This is a genomic window from Microbacterium paulum, assembly GCF_015707995.1.
Lineage (GTDB): Bacteria > Actinomycetota > Actinomycetes > Actinomycetales > Microbacteriaceae > Microbacterium > Microbacterium paulum.
Map to the genome: position 1 here is coordinate 18,226 of NZ_JAAGRY010000013.1, position 14,824 is coordinate 33,049.

At 71.3% G+C, this 14,824-nt stretch carries 12 protein-coding genes; 7 read left to right on the top strand and 5 right to left on the bottom strand.

What is annotated here, in order from left to right; genetic code table 11:
• The first annotated feature begins 196 nt into the window (after nucleotides 1-196).
• Nucleotides 197-4,360: an ATP-dependent RNA helicase HrpA gene (hrpA, locus tag G3N18_RS04865; RefSeq protein ID WP_338038274.1), complete on the top strand. Its 4,164-nt coding sequence runs from the start codon at nucleotides 197-199 to the stop codon at nucleotides 4,358-4,360.
• A gap of 54 nt (nucleotides 4,361-4,414) precedes the next feature.
• Entirely contained in the window at nucleotides 4,415-5,362 is a 948-nt protein-coding gene (locus G3N18_RS04870) for a quinone oxidoreductase family protein (RefSeq protein ID WP_196383182.1), read from the top strand.
• A gap of 33 nt (nucleotides 5,363-5,395) precedes the next feature.
• Here the strand turns inward: G3N18_RS04870 and G3N18_RS04875 are convergent, their stop codons facing one another.
• On the bottom strand, nucleotides 5,396-6,736 hold the full coding sequence (locus G3N18_RS04875) for a M20/M25/M40 family metallo-hydrolase (protein WP_196383183.1): 1,341 nt from the start codon (nucleotides 6,734-6,736) through the stop codon (nucleotides 5,396-5,398).
• A gap of 69 nt (nucleotides 6,737-6,805) precedes the next feature.
• Between G3N18_RS04875 and G3N18_RS04880 the strand changes: the two genes are divergently transcribed.
• The 3 genes from G3N18_RS04880 (at nucleotide 6,806) to G3N18_RS04890 (ending at nucleotide 10,201) form a co-directional block, all read left to right on the top strand.
• Nucleotides 6,806-7,789, top strand: coding sequence for a Gfo/Idh/MocA family protein (locus G3N18_RS04880; protein ID WP_196383184.1), 984 nt, complete (start codon nucleotides 6,806-6,808; stop codon nucleotides 7,787-7,789).
• A 1-nt stretch (nucleotide 7,790) separates the two neighbouring features.
• Complete coding sequence (locus G3N18_RS04885; protein WP_196383185.1) at nucleotides 7,791-8,693, top strand: NYN domain-containing protein; 903 nt, start codon at nucleotides 7,791-7,793, stop codon at nucleotides 8,691-8,693.
• A 125-nt stretch (nucleotides 8,694-8,818) separates the two neighbouring features.
• Complete coding sequence (locus G3N18_RS04890; RefSeq protein WP_196383186.1) at nucleotides 8,819-10,201, top strand: MFS transporter; 1,383 nt, start codon at nucleotides 8,819-8,821, stop codon at nucleotides 10,199-10,201.
• A gap of 76 nt (nucleotides 10,202-10,277) precedes the next feature.
• On the opposite strand, the gene G3N18_RS04895 is transcribed toward G3N18_RS04890, so the two are convergent.
• Nucleotides 10,278-10,658 carry a DoxX family protein gene (locus G3N18_RS04895; RefSeq protein ID WP_196383187.1) on the bottom strand — a complete coding sequence of 127 codons (381 nt, stop codon included), beginning with the start codon at nucleotides 10,656-10,658 and terminating at the stop codon, nucleotides 10,278-10,280.
• 175 nt (nucleotides 10,659-10,833) lie between these two features.
• Between G3N18_RS04895 and G3N18_RS04900 the strand changes: the two genes are divergently transcribed.
• Together G3N18_RS04900 and G3N18_RS04905 are read left to right on the top strand one after the other, a co-directional pair.
• Nucleotides 10,834-12,177, top strand: coding sequence for a DUF4921 family protein (locus tag G3N18_RS04900; RefSeq protein ID WP_196383188.1), 1,344 nt, complete (start codon nucleotides 10,834-10,836; stop codon nucleotides 12,175-12,177).
• Nucleotides 12,174-13,295: a methyltransferase gene (locus G3N18_RS04905; RefSeq protein WP_196383189.1), complete on the top strand. Its 1,122-nt coding sequence runs from the start codon at nucleotides 12,174-12,176 to the stop codon at nucleotides 13,293-13,295. Before G3N18_RS04900 ends, G3N18_RS04905 begins: the two co-directional genes overlap by 4 nt.
• 24 nt (nucleotides 13,296-13,319) lie before the next feature.
• On the opposite strand, the gene G3N18_RS04910 is transcribed toward G3N18_RS04905, so the two are convergent.
• The 3 genes from G3N18_RS04910 to G3N18_RS04920 form a co-directional block, all read right to left on the bottom strand.
• Complete coding sequence (locus G3N18_RS04910) at nucleotides 13,320-13,712, bottom strand: DoxX family protein (protein WP_196383190.1); 393 nt, start codon at nucleotides 13,710-13,712, stop codon at nucleotides 13,320-13,322.
• Nucleotides 13,713-13,715: 3 nt separating this feature from the next.
• Nucleotides 13,716-14,162 carry a MarR family winged helix-turn-helix transcriptional regulator gene (locus tag G3N18_RS04915; RefSeq protein ID WP_196383191.1) on the bottom strand — a complete coding sequence of 149 codons (447 nt, stop codon included), beginning with the start codon at nucleotides 14,160-14,162 and terminating at the stop codon, nucleotides 13,716-13,718.
• Nucleotides 14,163-14,268: 106 nt separating this feature from the next.
• Nucleotides 14,269-14,733: a DUF3817 domain-containing protein gene (locus tag G3N18_RS04920; protein WP_196383192.1), complete on the bottom strand. Its 465-nt coding sequence runs from the start codon at nucleotides 14,731-14,733 to the stop codon at nucleotides 14,269-14,271.
• Nucleotides 14,734-14,824: the final 91 nt, after the last annotated feature.

Sequence of the window (14,824 nt, forward strand, 5' to 3'; positions counted from 1 at the left end):
GGGATGCGGTGGCGATCGCGCAGTCGCGTCTCGTCGCAGTGTTCGCCGGCATGGCTTGACGCGCGCAGACCTCGACAAGCTGTGAGGATGCCCCGACTCCCCGGCGCCCACTGACGGCGGCCTTGATCGCAGAACTCCTCCTCGCACCGCTCACCATGTCGACCGCCGAGGTCGAGGACGGCGCGGAGCTCCCCGAGTGCCGACTCGTCCCGCAGTACTGGTACCCCCAGCTCGACACGAAGAGGCTCGCTCTCGTCGTGCTCGCCATGCCGTTCGGCGACATCCCGGACAGGCTCACGTCGTACGTCGACGCGATCGTCGAGATCTCGCGCTTCGTCGCGCCCGCGACGCGCTCCTCCTGCGGCCGGCGATACGATGGAGGGCTATGCCTTCCCCCGAACCCGTGATCTCCTACCCGCCGGAGCTGCCCGTCAGCGCCGCGCGCGAAGAGATCGCGCGCGCGATCGAGGGGCATCAAGTCGTGATCGTCGCGGGGGCGACCGGGTCGGGCAAGACCACGCAGCTCCCGAAGATCTGTCTCGAGCTCGGCCGCACGAAGATCGCGCACACTCAGCCGCGCCGCATCGCCGCCCGTACGATCGCCGAACGTATCGCGCACGAGCTCGAGGTTCCCCTCGGGGGCGCCGTCGGTTACAAGGTGCGCTTCACCGATCAGGTCTCCGCCGACACCAAGGTCGCGCTCGTGACCGATGGCATCCTGCTCAACGAGATCCACCGCGACCGGTTGCTGCGGCGCTACGACACGATCATCGTCGACGAGGCGCACGAGCGGTCGCTGAACATCGATTTCCTCCTCGGCTACCTCGCCCGCATCCTCCCCGAGCGCCCCGACCTGAAGGTCATCATCACGTCGGCGACGATCGACCCCGAGAGTTTCGCGAAGCACTTCGCGGATGCCGCGGGCACACCGGCGCCGATCGTCGAGGTCTCGGGGCGCACCTTTCCGGTCGAGATCCGCTACCGCTCCCCCGTCGACGGCGCCGCCGAGGAGGGCGAGAGCGACGACGTCGACACCCTCCTCTCGGCGCTCCGCGAACTCGACCGCGAGTCGGACGGCGACGTGCTCGTCTTCCTCCCCGGTGAGGCCGAGATCCACGACGCGATGGATGCCGTGCGCGGCATGTACGCGAAAGACGCCCGGCCGACCGAGGTGCTGCCGCTCTACGGCCGCCTCTCGGCGGCAGAACAGCACCGCGTGTTCGAGCCCCCGCGCATCGCGGGCGTCCGCCGCCGCGTGATCCTGGCGACGAACGTCGCCGAGACGAGCCTCACCGTCCCGGGCATCCGTTACGTCGTCGATGCGGGCACGGCGCGCATCTCGCGCTACAGCGTGCGCTCGAAGGTGCAGCGGCTGCCGATCGAGCCCGTGTCACAGGCATCCGCACAGCAGCGCGCCGGGCGCGCGGGCCGCACCTCCGACGGCATCGCGATCCGCCTGTACAGCGAAGAAGACTTCTCTGCGCGGCACGAGTACACCGAGCCCGAGATCCTGCGCACCTCGCTCGCCTCGGTCATTCTGCAGATGCTCGCACTGGGCTTCGGCGACATCGAGGATTTCCCGTTCCTCACGAAACCCGACAGCCGCGGAGTGAAAGCCGCGTTCGAGCTTCTCACCGAACTGCGCGCCGTGACCTCCGCGCGCAGGCTGACGAAGATCGGGCGCGAGATCGCCCGCCTGCCGATCGATCCCCGCTTCGCACGCATGCTGGTCGAGGCCCGCCGGCTCGATGTGACCGAACCGGTGCTCGCGATCGTGTCGGGGCTGTCGATCCAAGACGTGCGAGAACGTCCGTCTGCCGAGGACGGCGCCGCGCGCGAGCAGGCCGAGCGGATGCACGCGCGGTTCGCCGACCCGACGAGCGACTTTCTCACTCTGCTGAACCTCTGGAATCATCTGCAGACCGCGCAGCGCGAACTCGGCTCGAGCGCGTTCCGGCGGCTGTGCCGCGCGGAGTTCCTCAACTATGTACGTGTGCGGGAATGGTTCGATGTGCACCGCCAACTGCGCCAGTTGACGGGGGCGAAAGGTTCGCCGAAGCAAGCCGATGACGCGCCCACCGCCGACCCGGCCCTCGTGCACCGTGCGATGCTCGCGGGCCTGCTCTCGCACATCGGCATCCTCGACACGCGGTCGCTCGCTGCGGCAGCCCGCGGCAAGACCGGGCCCGACAAGAAGCGCAAGCAGCTCGCGTCGTACCGCGGCGCGCGCGGCGCGACGTTCGCGATCTTCCCCGGGTCGGCGTTGCGCAAGGCCTCGCCCGACGCCGTCATGGCGGCCGAACTCGTCGAGACCTCGCGCCTCTACGCCCGCACCGTCGCCGCGATCGATCCGGCGTGGGCCGAAGAGCTCGCCGGAGACCTCGCGCACCGGCAGCTGAGCGATCCGCACTGGTCGAAGGATGCCGGGGCCGCCGTCGCGGCCGAGAAGGTGACCCTCTTCGGCGTCGAGATCATCCCGCGCCGGCGGGTGCAGCTCGCCCGCATCGACCAGCCGCTCGCGCGCGAGCTGTTCCTGCGCCACGCCCTTGTCGACGGCGAGTGGAACACGGCGCACCTCGACAAGAAGCTCACCGCGTTCGAGCGTCGCAACCTCGAACTGCGCCGCCGCCTCGAGAAGGTCGAAGAGCGCGAGCGCCGCCGAGACATCCTCGTGGGCGACGAGGCGGTGTTCGCCTTCTACGACGCCCGCGTGCCCGACGACGTGTTCGACGTGCGCTCGTTCGAGCGGTGGTGGCGCGAGGCATCCACCCGCACCCCACGCCTGCTCGACATGACCGAGAGCGACCTCAAAGACGACGCCGGGCGCTCCGACGACCGTGCGTTCCCGGGCCGGTGGGAACAGGGCGACCAAGTGCTCTCGCTCTCGTATCGGTTCGAGCCGGGAGACCCCGAAGACGGCGTCAGCGTGATCGTGCCGCTGCCGTTGCTCGCCGGGCTGCGGCCCGACGGCTTCGACTGGCAGGTGCCGGGGCTGCGGGCAGAACTCATCACGGCGCTGCTGCGTGCGCTGCCGAAGGCGATCCGTCGTCACGTCGTGCCTGCGGCCGACTGGGCGGCGACGCTCGGCGACGAACTCACCGGCGACGGCCCCGAACACCATCGCGGGCTTCCCGCACTGGCCCTGCGCGACGCACTCGCCCGACGCATCCAGCGGGTCGCGAACCAGCCCGTGACCGCCGCCGACTTCGAGGTCGAACGCGTGCCCGCGCACCTGCTCATGACGTTCCGCGCCGTCGACCACCGCGGGCGCACCGTCGGCACCTCGCGCGACCTCGTCGACCTGCAGCAGCGGCTCGCCGGGCGGGCTCGCGAACAGGTCGCCCGCTCGTTGACCCGCGCGACGCCCGGCGGGGGCGTCGGGGTGGCTCGTCCCACAAATGGTCGTTCGGAGGGCGCGGAAGCGACCCATTCTGGGACAACGCCCGCCCCAAATGGGACAACCCCCGGGCAGGGCGGCGCGGCGGCGCTCGCGGAGCGGTCGGGCATCACGTCGTGGGATCTCGGCACGCTCCCCGAGGTCGTCGACACGCGGGTCGCCGGGGGCGTCGTGCGCGGCTACCCGGCGCTGGTCGATGAGAAGGATGCCGTGGCGCTGCGCATCGAGTCGACGCCCGAGCGCGCGTCACGGCTCACCCACGCGGGCGTCCGCCGCCTGCTGCTGCTCGCCGTGCCCTCGCCGAGCGCGTACGTGCTCGAGCACCTCACCGCCGCCGAGAAGCTTTCGCTCGCCACCTCTCCCTACCCCTCGGCGAAAGCCCTGATCGAAGACGCCCGGGTCGCGGTCGCCGACGCGGTGATGGCGCGCGTCGCACCGACGGGCGTGCGCACCCCCGAGCAGTTCGCCGCGGTGCGCGATGCCCTGTCGGCCGCCGTCGTCGACGACCTGTTCGCGGCGGTGTCGCTGACCGCCCGCATCCTCACCGCGCACCGCGACGTCGAATGCGCGGTGAAGGCGCAGAACTCCATGACCCTGCTCGCCGCGCTCGGCGACGTGAAAACGCAGCTCGCCGGGCTCGTGTTCCCCGGTTTCGTGGCCCGTACGGGGCTCGCCCGGCTCGCGCACCTCCCCCGCTATCTGCAGGGCGCGCTCGTGCGCGTGCAGACCCTCGCCGACAGTCCCGGCCGAGACCGCCAGCGCCTCACCGAGTTCGAGCGTGCCGCGGCGCTATACACGGATGCCGGGGGCACGACGCCTCTCGCCCCCGATGCCCCCGCTGAACTCTCGCACGCCCGCTGGCTGCTCGAAGAGCTGCGCGTCAGTCTCTTCGCCCAGCAGCTCGGCACCGCCGAGCCGGTCTCGCTGCAGCGCATCACCAAGGCCCTCGCCGCCCGCGGCTGACCTCGGCTCACCCCCACCCCGCGCCCACCGGGCGGGCATAGTCTGAGACGCACCATGAGCACCGCGATCGCGTACACCGAACTCGGAGGGCCGGAGGTCCTCACCGTCATCGACATCGACGTCGATGTGCCGGCGCCCGGCCCGGGCGAGGTCGCCGTGCGGGTCGAGGCCGCCGGCGTCAATCCGCTCGATCTGAAGCTGCGCTCAGGCCTCCGCGTGTCGCCGCCGATCACGCAGCCGCGGCGCGTGGGGTCGGATGCCGCGGGTGTCGTCACCGCCGTCGGCGACGGCGTCGAGGGCTATCGCCCCGGTGATGCGGTGATCGTGTGGGGCGCGCACGGCGCGTACGCGACCGATCTCATCGTGCCGTCGGCGCATGTCGTCCGCCGCCCCGAGGGAGTGAGCGCGGCGCAGGGCGCTGCCCTCGGCATCCCGATCGGCACGGCCTATCAGACGGTGCGCTCGCTCGCGATCGGCGCCGACGACACGGTGCTCGTCCATGCCGCCTCGGGCGCGGTGGGGCAGGCGGTCGTGCAGTTCGCGCGGTTGTACGGCGCGACCGTGCTCGGCACGACGAGCGATCGCCGCGCAGACCGCGTGCGCGAGCTGGGCGCGACGCCGCTCCCCTACGGTGCCGACGTCGTCGAGCGGGTGCGCGAGCTCGCGCCGCAGGGGGTGACCGTCGCGATCGACCTCGTCGGCACCGACGAGGCCCTCGAGCAGTCGATCGCACTTGTGGCCGACAAGAGCCGCATCGCGACGCTCGTGCGCGGTGCGGATGCCTCAGGGCTCGGCATCCGTGCCTTCAGCGGCGGCAGCCCCGAGCCCCTCACAGGTCAGCAGCAGGCGTGGCGCGCCGAGGCGATCCCGGTCGCGGCCGCGCTCATCGCGCGGGGAGCCTTCTCGGTCGAGCTCGGCCCCGAGCTGCCCCTCGCCGACGCCGCCGAGGCGCACCGCCTGGTCGAGGCCGGCGCCGACGGCAAGGTCGTGCTCATCCCCTGACGCGGGGCATCCCCGACCCCGGGCATCCCCCGGTCAGCTCGCCGAAACCAGCGCCCGGTAGAAGCCGATGCCGCGCAGCCACACGTCGACGCGGATGCGCTCGTTGTGCGAGTGCAGCCCGTCACGCTCTTCGCGCGTGAGGTGGAACGGGGTGAAGCGGTACACGTGCCCGCTGATCGCCGTGAACCACCGGCTGTCGCTCGCGCCCAGCTGGATGTAGGGGGTCGTCACGATCTCGTCGCCCAGCGCGTCGCGCACGGCGCCGGCGATGCGCCGCCACGGCTCGCCGCGCCACGGCGACACCGGCGAGGGGTCTGAGCCGTGCCGCACCTCGATCTGCATCTCGGGGTCGGCGATCACACGGCGCACCCGCTCGGCGGCCCCCGCGACGGTGTCACCGGTCAGCAGGCGGATGTTCACCGAGGCGCGGGCCGTCGTCGCGAGCACGTTCTCACCCGGCGCCCCCGACAGCTCGGTCGCGACGGCCGTGGTGCGCACCATCGCGTTGGTCTCGGCGCCCAGACGCGGCAGCACGGCGGCGAGCACGGGACCGGTGAGACCGAGGTGACCGAAGACCCAGCGCAGCGGCTGCGGGGTGTGCGGGGCGAGGGTGGCGAACATGGCGCGCACGGGCGGCGCGATGCGGGTGGGGAACGGATGCCTGTGCAGCCGGTCGATCGCCCGCGCGAGCCGCGCCGTCGCGGGCATCGCCGGCGGTGTCGAGGCGTGCCCGCCGGTCTCGCGCGCGGTGAGGAGCACGGTCATGACGCCGCGCTCGGCCACCCCGATCATCGCCGTCGGCACGGTCACTCCGGGCACGGCCCCATCGACGACGGCGCCGCCCTCGTCGATGACGAGCCCCGGGCGCACGCCCCGCTCGGTCAGCAGCGCGACGATCGCCTGGGCTCCCTCGCCCGCCGTCTCCTCGTTGTGACCGAACGACAGGTACACGTCGTGTGCGGGCGCGAAGCCCTCCGCGACGAGCTGCTCGACGGCTTCGAGAATGGCGACGAGCGCCCCCTTGTCGTCGATCGCGCCGCGGGCGTGGATCGCCGCGTCAGCGCCCTCGCCGACGATCTCGGCGGCGAACGGAGGGTGATCCCACTCCTCGTCGACGACCGGCACGACGTCGAGGTGCGCCATGAGCACGAGCGGGTCGGATGCCTGTGCCCCGGGCCACCGGTAGAGCAGCGAATGCCCGTCGACGACCTCGCGCTCGAGCGTTTCGTGGGTGTGCGGGTAGAGCCTGACGAGCGCGGCGAGGAAGTCGTCGAACGGCTGCCAGTCGATCTCGGACTCGTCGGTGCGGGAGACGGTCGGAATCTGCAGCAGTTCGCGAAAGCGGGCGATCGCGGCGTCGTCGGTCGGAGTCACCCCACGAGCCTAGCCCCGCGGGCGATCCGCCCCCGGCGACCGCGAAGGTGCGGCGGCTAGGCTCGACGCATGACCGACATCCGCTGGGGCATCCTCGCGACGGGCGGGATCGCACACGCCTTCACCGCCGATCTCCGCACCGCCGGCCTCGACGTCGCCGCCGTCGGGTCGCGCCGCATCGAGGCAGCGCGCGCCTTCGCCGAGCAGTACGACATCCCGCACGCGCACGGCTCGTACGACGAGCTCGTCGCCGACCCCGACGTCGACATCGTCTACGTGGCATCCCCGCACAGCCACCACCTCGAACACGCGACGCTCGCCCTCGAAGCGGGCAAGCACGTGCTCATCGAGAAGGCGGTCACCCTCGACGCCGACGAGGCGCGCGCGCTCCGCGACCTCGCCGCCGCGCGGGGCCTGCTCGTCATGGAGGCGATGTGGACGCGGTATCTGCCGCACATGGTGCGCATCCGCGAGATCGTCGCCGCGGGCACGCTCGGCGAGGTGCGGATCGTCTCGGCCGACCACACCCAGCGCCTCCCCAGCGATCCGAGCCACCGGCTCAACGCGCTCGAACTCGGCGGCGGAGCGCTGCTCGACCTCGGCATCTACCCGGTCTCGTTCGCGGTCGACATCCTCGGGCCGATCGCCACGGCGCGCGCGGTGGGACGCCTGGCCGAGACCGGCGCCGACACCGAGGTCGCCATCGCCGCGGAGCACGCCGGCGGCGCCGTCTCGTCGCTCGCGGTGAGCTCCCGCGCGGCGGGCCCGAACACGGCGCACCTCGTGGGCACCGAGGCGCGCATCGACATCGACCGCGTCTGGTACACGCCCACGTCGTTCCGCGTCATCGCGTACGACGGCACCGTGATCGAGGAATACACGAGCGAGGTCGACGGCCGGGGCATGCAGTTCGAGGCGCTCTACGCCGAGCACCTGATCCGCGAGGGCCGCACCGACAGCGGCCTGCTGCCGTTCGACGAATCGATCGCGATCATGGCCACCCTCGACGACATCCGCGCCCAGCTGGGCGTGACCTACCCGAAAGAGCGCTGACATGCCCGACCCCCAGAACCCCCGCGTCGCGGTCTACCTCGACTTCGACAACATCGTGATGAGCTGGTACGACCGTGTGCACGGTCGTAACTCCTACTCCGCCGACCGGCAGAAGATCATCGCCAACCCCGATGCGCCCGAGATCGCGCAGAAGCTCAAAGACGCCACGATCGACGTGGGCGCGATCATCGACTACGCGGCCTCGTTCGGCACGCTCGTGCTCACGCGCGCCTACGCCGACTGGTCATCGCCGGTGAACGCCTTCTACCGCTCGCAACTGGTCGCGCGCGCCGTCGACCTCGTGCAGCTGTTCCCCGCCGCGGCCTACGCCAAGAACGGCGCCGACATCCGCCTCGCCGTCGACACCGTCGAAGACATGTTCCGCCTGCCCGATCTGACGCACGTCGTGATCGTCGCGGGCGACAGCGACTACGTGCCTCTCGCGCAGCGCTGCAAGCGTCTCGGCCGGTTCGTCGTGGGCGTCGGAGTGGCCGGCTCGACCGCCAAGTCGCTCGCCGCGGCGTGCGACCAGTTCGACTCGTACGACTCGCTGCCGGGGGTCGTACCGCCCGCCGCGGCACAGAAGAAGACGGATGCCACGGCCACCGTGACCACGACCGGCTCGCGCCGCCGCAAGAAGTCCGACGAGCCGCACCCGGCCCCCGAGGCCGAGCTGCTGCGCCGTGCGCTGATCCTCGAGCGGGAGCGCACCGACGACGAGTGGGTGCACCTGTCGGCGGTGAAGAACCTGCTCAAGCGCATGGACCCGTCGTTCAGCGAGAAGGCGCTCGGGCACCGCTCCTTCTCGGATTTCGTGAAAGCCCACCCCGACGTCGCCGACATCGATGAGTCGACGAACATCGTGCGCGTGCGTCTGCACACAGCGGAGCGCGCCCGAAGCTGATTTCCCGTGCAGTGATGCACATCTCGTGTGCAGAACTGGCCCTTGTACCTGAACCGCCTCTCAGGTAGCGTCGCTGACCGGCACCTCATCGGTGCCGTCCGCGCTCTACAAGGAGGTATCAGCGCATGGCTGACGTCACGTCCCCCGACGCGCCGGCGAAGACATCGGGTCTTCGCAAGGTCGTCACCGCATCGATGGCGGGAACCATCGTCGAATGGTACGAGTTCTTCCTCTACGCCACCGCCGCGACCCTTGTCTTCGGCTCGCTCATGTTCCCGCCGTCCGACGACCCCTACGCCGGCATCATCGCCGCGTTCATCACCTACGCGGTCGGGTTCGTCGCCCGCCCCCTCGGCGGCATCGTCTTCGGCCACTTCGGCGACAAGTACGGCCGCAAGAAGCTGCTCCAGGTCGCCATCATCCTCGTCGGTGTCGCGACGTTCCTGATGGGCTGCCTGCCGACCTTCCAGCAGGTGGGCTACCTCGCCCCGATCCTCCTCGTGCTGCTGCGCTTCGCGCAGGGCTTCGCCGTCGGCGGCGAGTGGGGCGGCGGCGTACTGCTGGTCGCCGAGCACTCCCCCGACAAGAGCCGCGGGTTCTGGTCGTCGTTCCCCCAGGCGGCGGTGCCGATCGGAAACCTCATCGCGACGATCGTGCTGCTCGTGCTCAGCCGCACCCTCTCGAACGACGACTTCCTCGCGTGGGGCTGGCGCGTCGCGTTCTGGCTGTCGGTCGTGATCGTCGCGGTCGGCTACTACATCCGCACCAAGATCACCGATGCGCCGATCTTCCTCGAGGTGCAGAAAGAGGTCGAGGCCAAAGACGAGGTCAGCTATGGCGTGTTCGAGGTGCTCAAGCGCTACCCCCGCGGCATCCTCACCGCGATGGGCCTGCGCTTCGCCGAGAACATCATGTACTACCTCGTGGTGACGTTCTCGATCGTGTACCTGCAGAAATACCTCGAGATGAACACCGGCGAGGTGCTCGGCATGATCGCCATCGCGCACGTCGTGCACATGATCGTGATCCCCCTCGTCGGGCGCCTCAGCGACCGCATCGGGCGCAAGCCCGTCTACGGCGTCGGAGCGATCGCCGCCGCCGCATGGGGCTTCGTGGCCTTCCCCATGTTCAACACGAAAGACCCCGTCATCATCGTGCTCGCGATCTGCCTGGGCCTCGTCATCCACTCGTTCATGTACGCGCCGCAGCCGGCGATCATGTCGGAGATGTTCCCGACCCGCATGCGCTACTCGGGCGTCTCGTTCGGCTACCAGGTCACGTCGATCATCGCGGGCTCGCTCGCCCCGATCATCGCCACCACGATCCTGTCCGAGACAGGATCCTGGGTTGGCATCGCGGTCTACCTTCTGATCGCCGCCGCGATCACCCTCGTCGCGGTGTTCTCGATGCGCGAGACGAAGGGCATCTCGCTGCGCGAGATCGACCGTGTCGACCGCGAGCGGGTGGCCGCCGAGACGGGCGCGGTGAAGGTGCCGACGCGGCGCTGACACAGCAGTGTTCGCAGAGCGAGGGATGGATGCCACCTGGCATCCATCCCTCGCCGTCGTTCGGGGCGCGAGCCGTTCAGTCGCGCGTCGACCAGAGCGCCCAGGCGACGAGGACCGGCTGGAAGAAGAGGCGCGCGATGCGCGCGCGGTCGCTGTCGAGCCCGAACGCCGCTCGCTGCCCGGCGGCCTGCGCGATGTTGCCCGGGAAGACCGCGACGAAGAACGCCGCGAGGATGGCGCCGATGCGCCGTCGCTCCTTCGGCAGCACCACGAGCGCCGCGCCCAGCATGATCTCGACCGCGCCCGACGCCATGACGACGCCGTCCTTGTCGATCGGCAGCACGTCGGTGACGAACTCGGGCACCTGGGCCTGGAAGTCCTTGCGCGCCCAGAACAGGTGGCTGAGCCCGGCGAACACCATTCCGCCGGCCAGCAGCCAGCGCGCGAACGTCTTCATAGGCGCCATCCTGCCGCGCGGCGACGCCGCCCGCGCCCCCTTGACACGCGCGCCTCGCGGCGGGCTGGCAGGCACCCGCCGTTCCGAGTGGCGCCCCGGGCACCCCTCTCTACGATTCGACCCGTGCCGGGGTGCCGCCCGGGCGGCGCCGGGACCGCCCGGTAGGCTGGGGCGCGTGAGCACCGGTGCAGCATCCCCGATCCGCCGCCTGCCCGACGGCACGGTGAAGCAGGTCGGCCCGCTCACGGGGACGCGCGTCTGGACGGTGCCCGGCCGCGCGAACCGCCCCATCGCCACCCCCCGCGAGGCGACCCGCACGCTCGCGCCCGGCGAATCGGACCGCCTGTGCGCCTTCTGCAGCGCGCGCTACCTCGAGACGACCCCCGAGAAGACGCGCCTCGTCGGCGCCGATCACCTCGAACTGCGTCACGTGCCCGCCGCCGAACTGTTCGACACCGTCGCCGAGTTCCGGCGTTTCGGCAATCTGTTCGAGATCGTGTCCGCGGAGTACTGGCGCGAGAACCATGGGTTCCGTCAGCCGTCGTGGGTCGTCGAATGGGCGCAGGAGTACCTCTCGACGCCCGAGGGCAAGGCGCACATCGAGACGCTCGCGGCGATCCGTGCCGCGGCCACGGACGACGACGTCTCCCTCGAAGAGGCGGCGCTCGACCTGCTCGGAGGGTCGCACGATGTGATCGTCGCCCGCCGGCACGTCGTCGACGGCGCCACGACCGACGACGAGCTCGCCTCGGCGGGAACGCTGACCCCCGACGAACACGCCGCGTACATCGCGTTCACGGTGCGCTCCCTCGCCGAGATCCAGGCCGCCCAGCCGAACGCGGCATACGTCGCAGTGTTCCAGAACTGGCTGCGCCCGGCCGGGGCGTCGTTCGAGCACCTGCACAAGCAGCTGGTCGCGATCGACGAGCACGGCCCGCAGGTCGATCACGAGCTGCGTCTGCTCTCGCACGAACGCGACCTGTACCAGCGCGAGATCGCGGATCTCGCCGTGTCTGAGCGACTGCTGGTCGCGGCGACCGACGGCGCCGTGGCGTTCGCCGGCATCGGCCACCGCTACCCCGCGTTCGAGGTGTACTCGACCTCCGAGGCGAACCTGCCGCAGGCGCACACGGATGCCGGGGTGCGCGCCGTCTCCGACCTGCTGCACGCCCTGCATGCCGCGACGGGCCCCCTCGTCCCGACGAACGAGGAATGGCACTATCGGCCCCCGGGCGCCCCGTGGCCGATGCCGTGGCGCGTCGTGCTGAAGTGGCGCATCTCGAATCCGGCGGGGTTCGAGGGCGGCACGAAGATCCACGTCAACACGATCGACCCGTGGGAGCTGCGCCGCCGCGCGGTCAAGCGGCTGACCCAGCTGCGCGCGGCGGGTCTCATCGCCCCCGGCATCCGCATCGGCGACGAGTGCGTGCCCGCCGACGCTCGCCTCCGCTATGCGGAGTCGGCGTGGGACGAGGATGCCGCGGCCGACGGCGCGTCCGCGCGCCCGGGCAGCCGGTGAGCTTCCCGTTCGACGCGCTGCGGCGCACACCGGACGTCGAGGGGCCGGGCCTTGTCGCGGTCGATGCCGCCGACCGGCTGATCTTGGACGAGTCAGCTTCGGCACGAGGCCGTTGCGGCGACGGTGAGCTCGTCGCGATCGGCGACTCCTACGGTGCGCTCGCCCTGGCCAGCGCGTGGGACGGCGGCCTCGGCGTGCGGGTGCATCAGGACGCCCTGAGCGGTGAGCGGGCGATCGTGGCGAACGCGGCACGGGTCGGACTGTCGGACCGGATCGCCGTGCACGAGACTCTGGGCGGCGCGACGGTGCGGGGCGCTCGCGTCGTGCTGCTGCGCCTGCCGCGCTCTCTCGACGCGCTCCGCGACATCGCGGGGCTCATCGCCGCACACGCCGCCCCCGACGTCGTCGTCTACGCCGGCGGCCGCATCAAGCACATGAGCATCGCGATGACCGCCGTGCTCGGCGAATTTTTCACGCGCGTGGATGTCACCCACGCCCGGCAGAAGTCGCGAGTCCTCGTCGCGAGCGGCCCGCACGACGGCCGCGATCCGCAGGCGGACGCCGCGCACGTGGACGGCGTCGACGTGCGCGGCTTCGCGGGCACGTTCGGCGGCGCGCGGCTCGACGCCGGCACACGGCTCCTGCTCGCGCAGCTGCCCGAAAGGCTTCCGGGCGGCAGCGTCGGCGATCCGTGGCTCGACCTCGCGTGCGGCAACGGTGTGATCGGCGCCTGGCTCGCACGGCGTCATCCCGAAGCGCACGTGTGGTCGTGCGATCAGTCCGCCGTCGCGGCCCTGTCGGCGCGAGCGACCATGACGGCGACCGGCGTCGCGGACCGGGTGCACGTCGTGCGCGCCGACGCGCTCGAGGGACGGGCGGATGCCTCGGCATCCCTCATCACGCTCAATCCCCCGTTCCACTCCGGCGCCGCCGTCACGGGCCGCATCGCCCCGCACCTGTTCGCGGACGCCGCCCGCGTGCTGCGTCCGGTTGGTGAACTGTGGTGCGTCTGGAACTCACCGCTCGGCTATCGCGGCGCGCTCGAACGCCTCGTCGGACCGACCCGCCAGGTGGCCCGCGACCCGCGGTTCACGGTCACCGTCTCGACGCGGCGCTGACGGGTGCGCTGACGGGCGCGCGGGTCACCGCTCGCGCGTCGACCAGAGCGCCCACGCGACGAGCACCGGTTGCAGGAACAGTCGCCCGAAGCGGCGCGCGTCGGTGTCGAGGCCGGGGGCGGAGGCCCCGGTGCGCCACTGGTGCACGTTGCCGGGGAAGACCGCGACGAAGAACGCCGCGACGGCGGCGCCGATCCGCCCGCGCTCGCGGGGCAGGGCGACGAGGGCCGCCGCGAGGACGATCTCGACGACGCCCGAGACGACGACGACCGTGTCCTTGTCGGTGCGCAGCAGGCGCGTCGCCCAGTCCGGGACGACGATCCGGAAGCCCCGGCGGAGCGTCGCCAGATGGGCGACGCCTGCAGCGGCGAGGAGAGCGGCGAGCGCCCAGCGGGTCAGCGTGCGGAGAGTGCGCACGGGTCAGACGATCCCGGCACGGATTCCGTCGAGCGAGGCGGCCACGTTCGGCAGACGCTGGGCGAGTGCCCCGTCGAGTTCGAAGAGGCGGTCGCGGGCGGCCTGCAGCACGTGCGCACCCTTCGGCGTGACGTGCAGGTCGCTCGCGGCTCCTGCATGCGCCGTGGCATCCTCGACGAGCCCCTCGTCGACGAGGGTGCGCACGGCCGTGTGCGCCGACTGCACCGTGATGTGCGAGCGACGGGCGAGCTCTGAGAACGAGATGCCGGGCTCTGCATAGATGTGCCCGAGCAGGCCGAACTTGCGGGTCGTGATGCCGAGGTCTTTCAGGATCGCCGACAGCTGGCCCTCCCACATCGCCGAGACCGCGAGCAGCGCGATCACGGGGCTGAAGCGGGGGGCGTCCTGGCTGCGGAGGGGTTCCTGATTCCGCAGGGCTTCCTGATTCATAGGCACATGCTATCGAGGGGGCGCCGAGCGGAGTGGAGCGCCGTACCGTGATTGCACTCCGGCGGACGGCCGGGCACGGCGCCCCGCGTCAGTGACTGCGGCCTGCTCAGCGGGTCCCGCCGGGAGGGCCGATGAGAAGGAGCACGGCGTACAGGGCCACCACCACGACGAGAAGTCCCCCGAACAGCACCCATGGGTGGCGCAGGAACCAGGCGAGCGGCCGGTCGTACCAGCGTGCATCCGGCGCCGAGGCATCCGGCGATGTCCGCCACTCCCCGTCGAGCAGTCCGCGCCGGTGTGCCCAGCGCTCGGCGGGGACCGTCGCGTAGGGCACGATCGCGCTGAGGAGGGCGAGCACGGTGGCGCCGACGCGCCACCGGTTGTTGAGCGCGACGAGCACGACGGTGGCGCCGTACGAGAGGAAGACGAACCCGTGGATGCCGCCGCCGATCGTGACGGCGGGCGCCCAGCCGGTCGCGGCGCGGACGATGAGGCCGGCGATCAGGAGGGTCCACGAGACGACCTCGGCGACCGCGAGCGCGCGGAAGAGCGTGACGGGGGAACGGAACATGCCTTCAGTCTATCTGAAGCTATCCGGGTTCCGAGTGCTGCGTTGTCGGAGCCTCGACATATCGTTGCCGCACGAGCGAAAGGCGGATGCG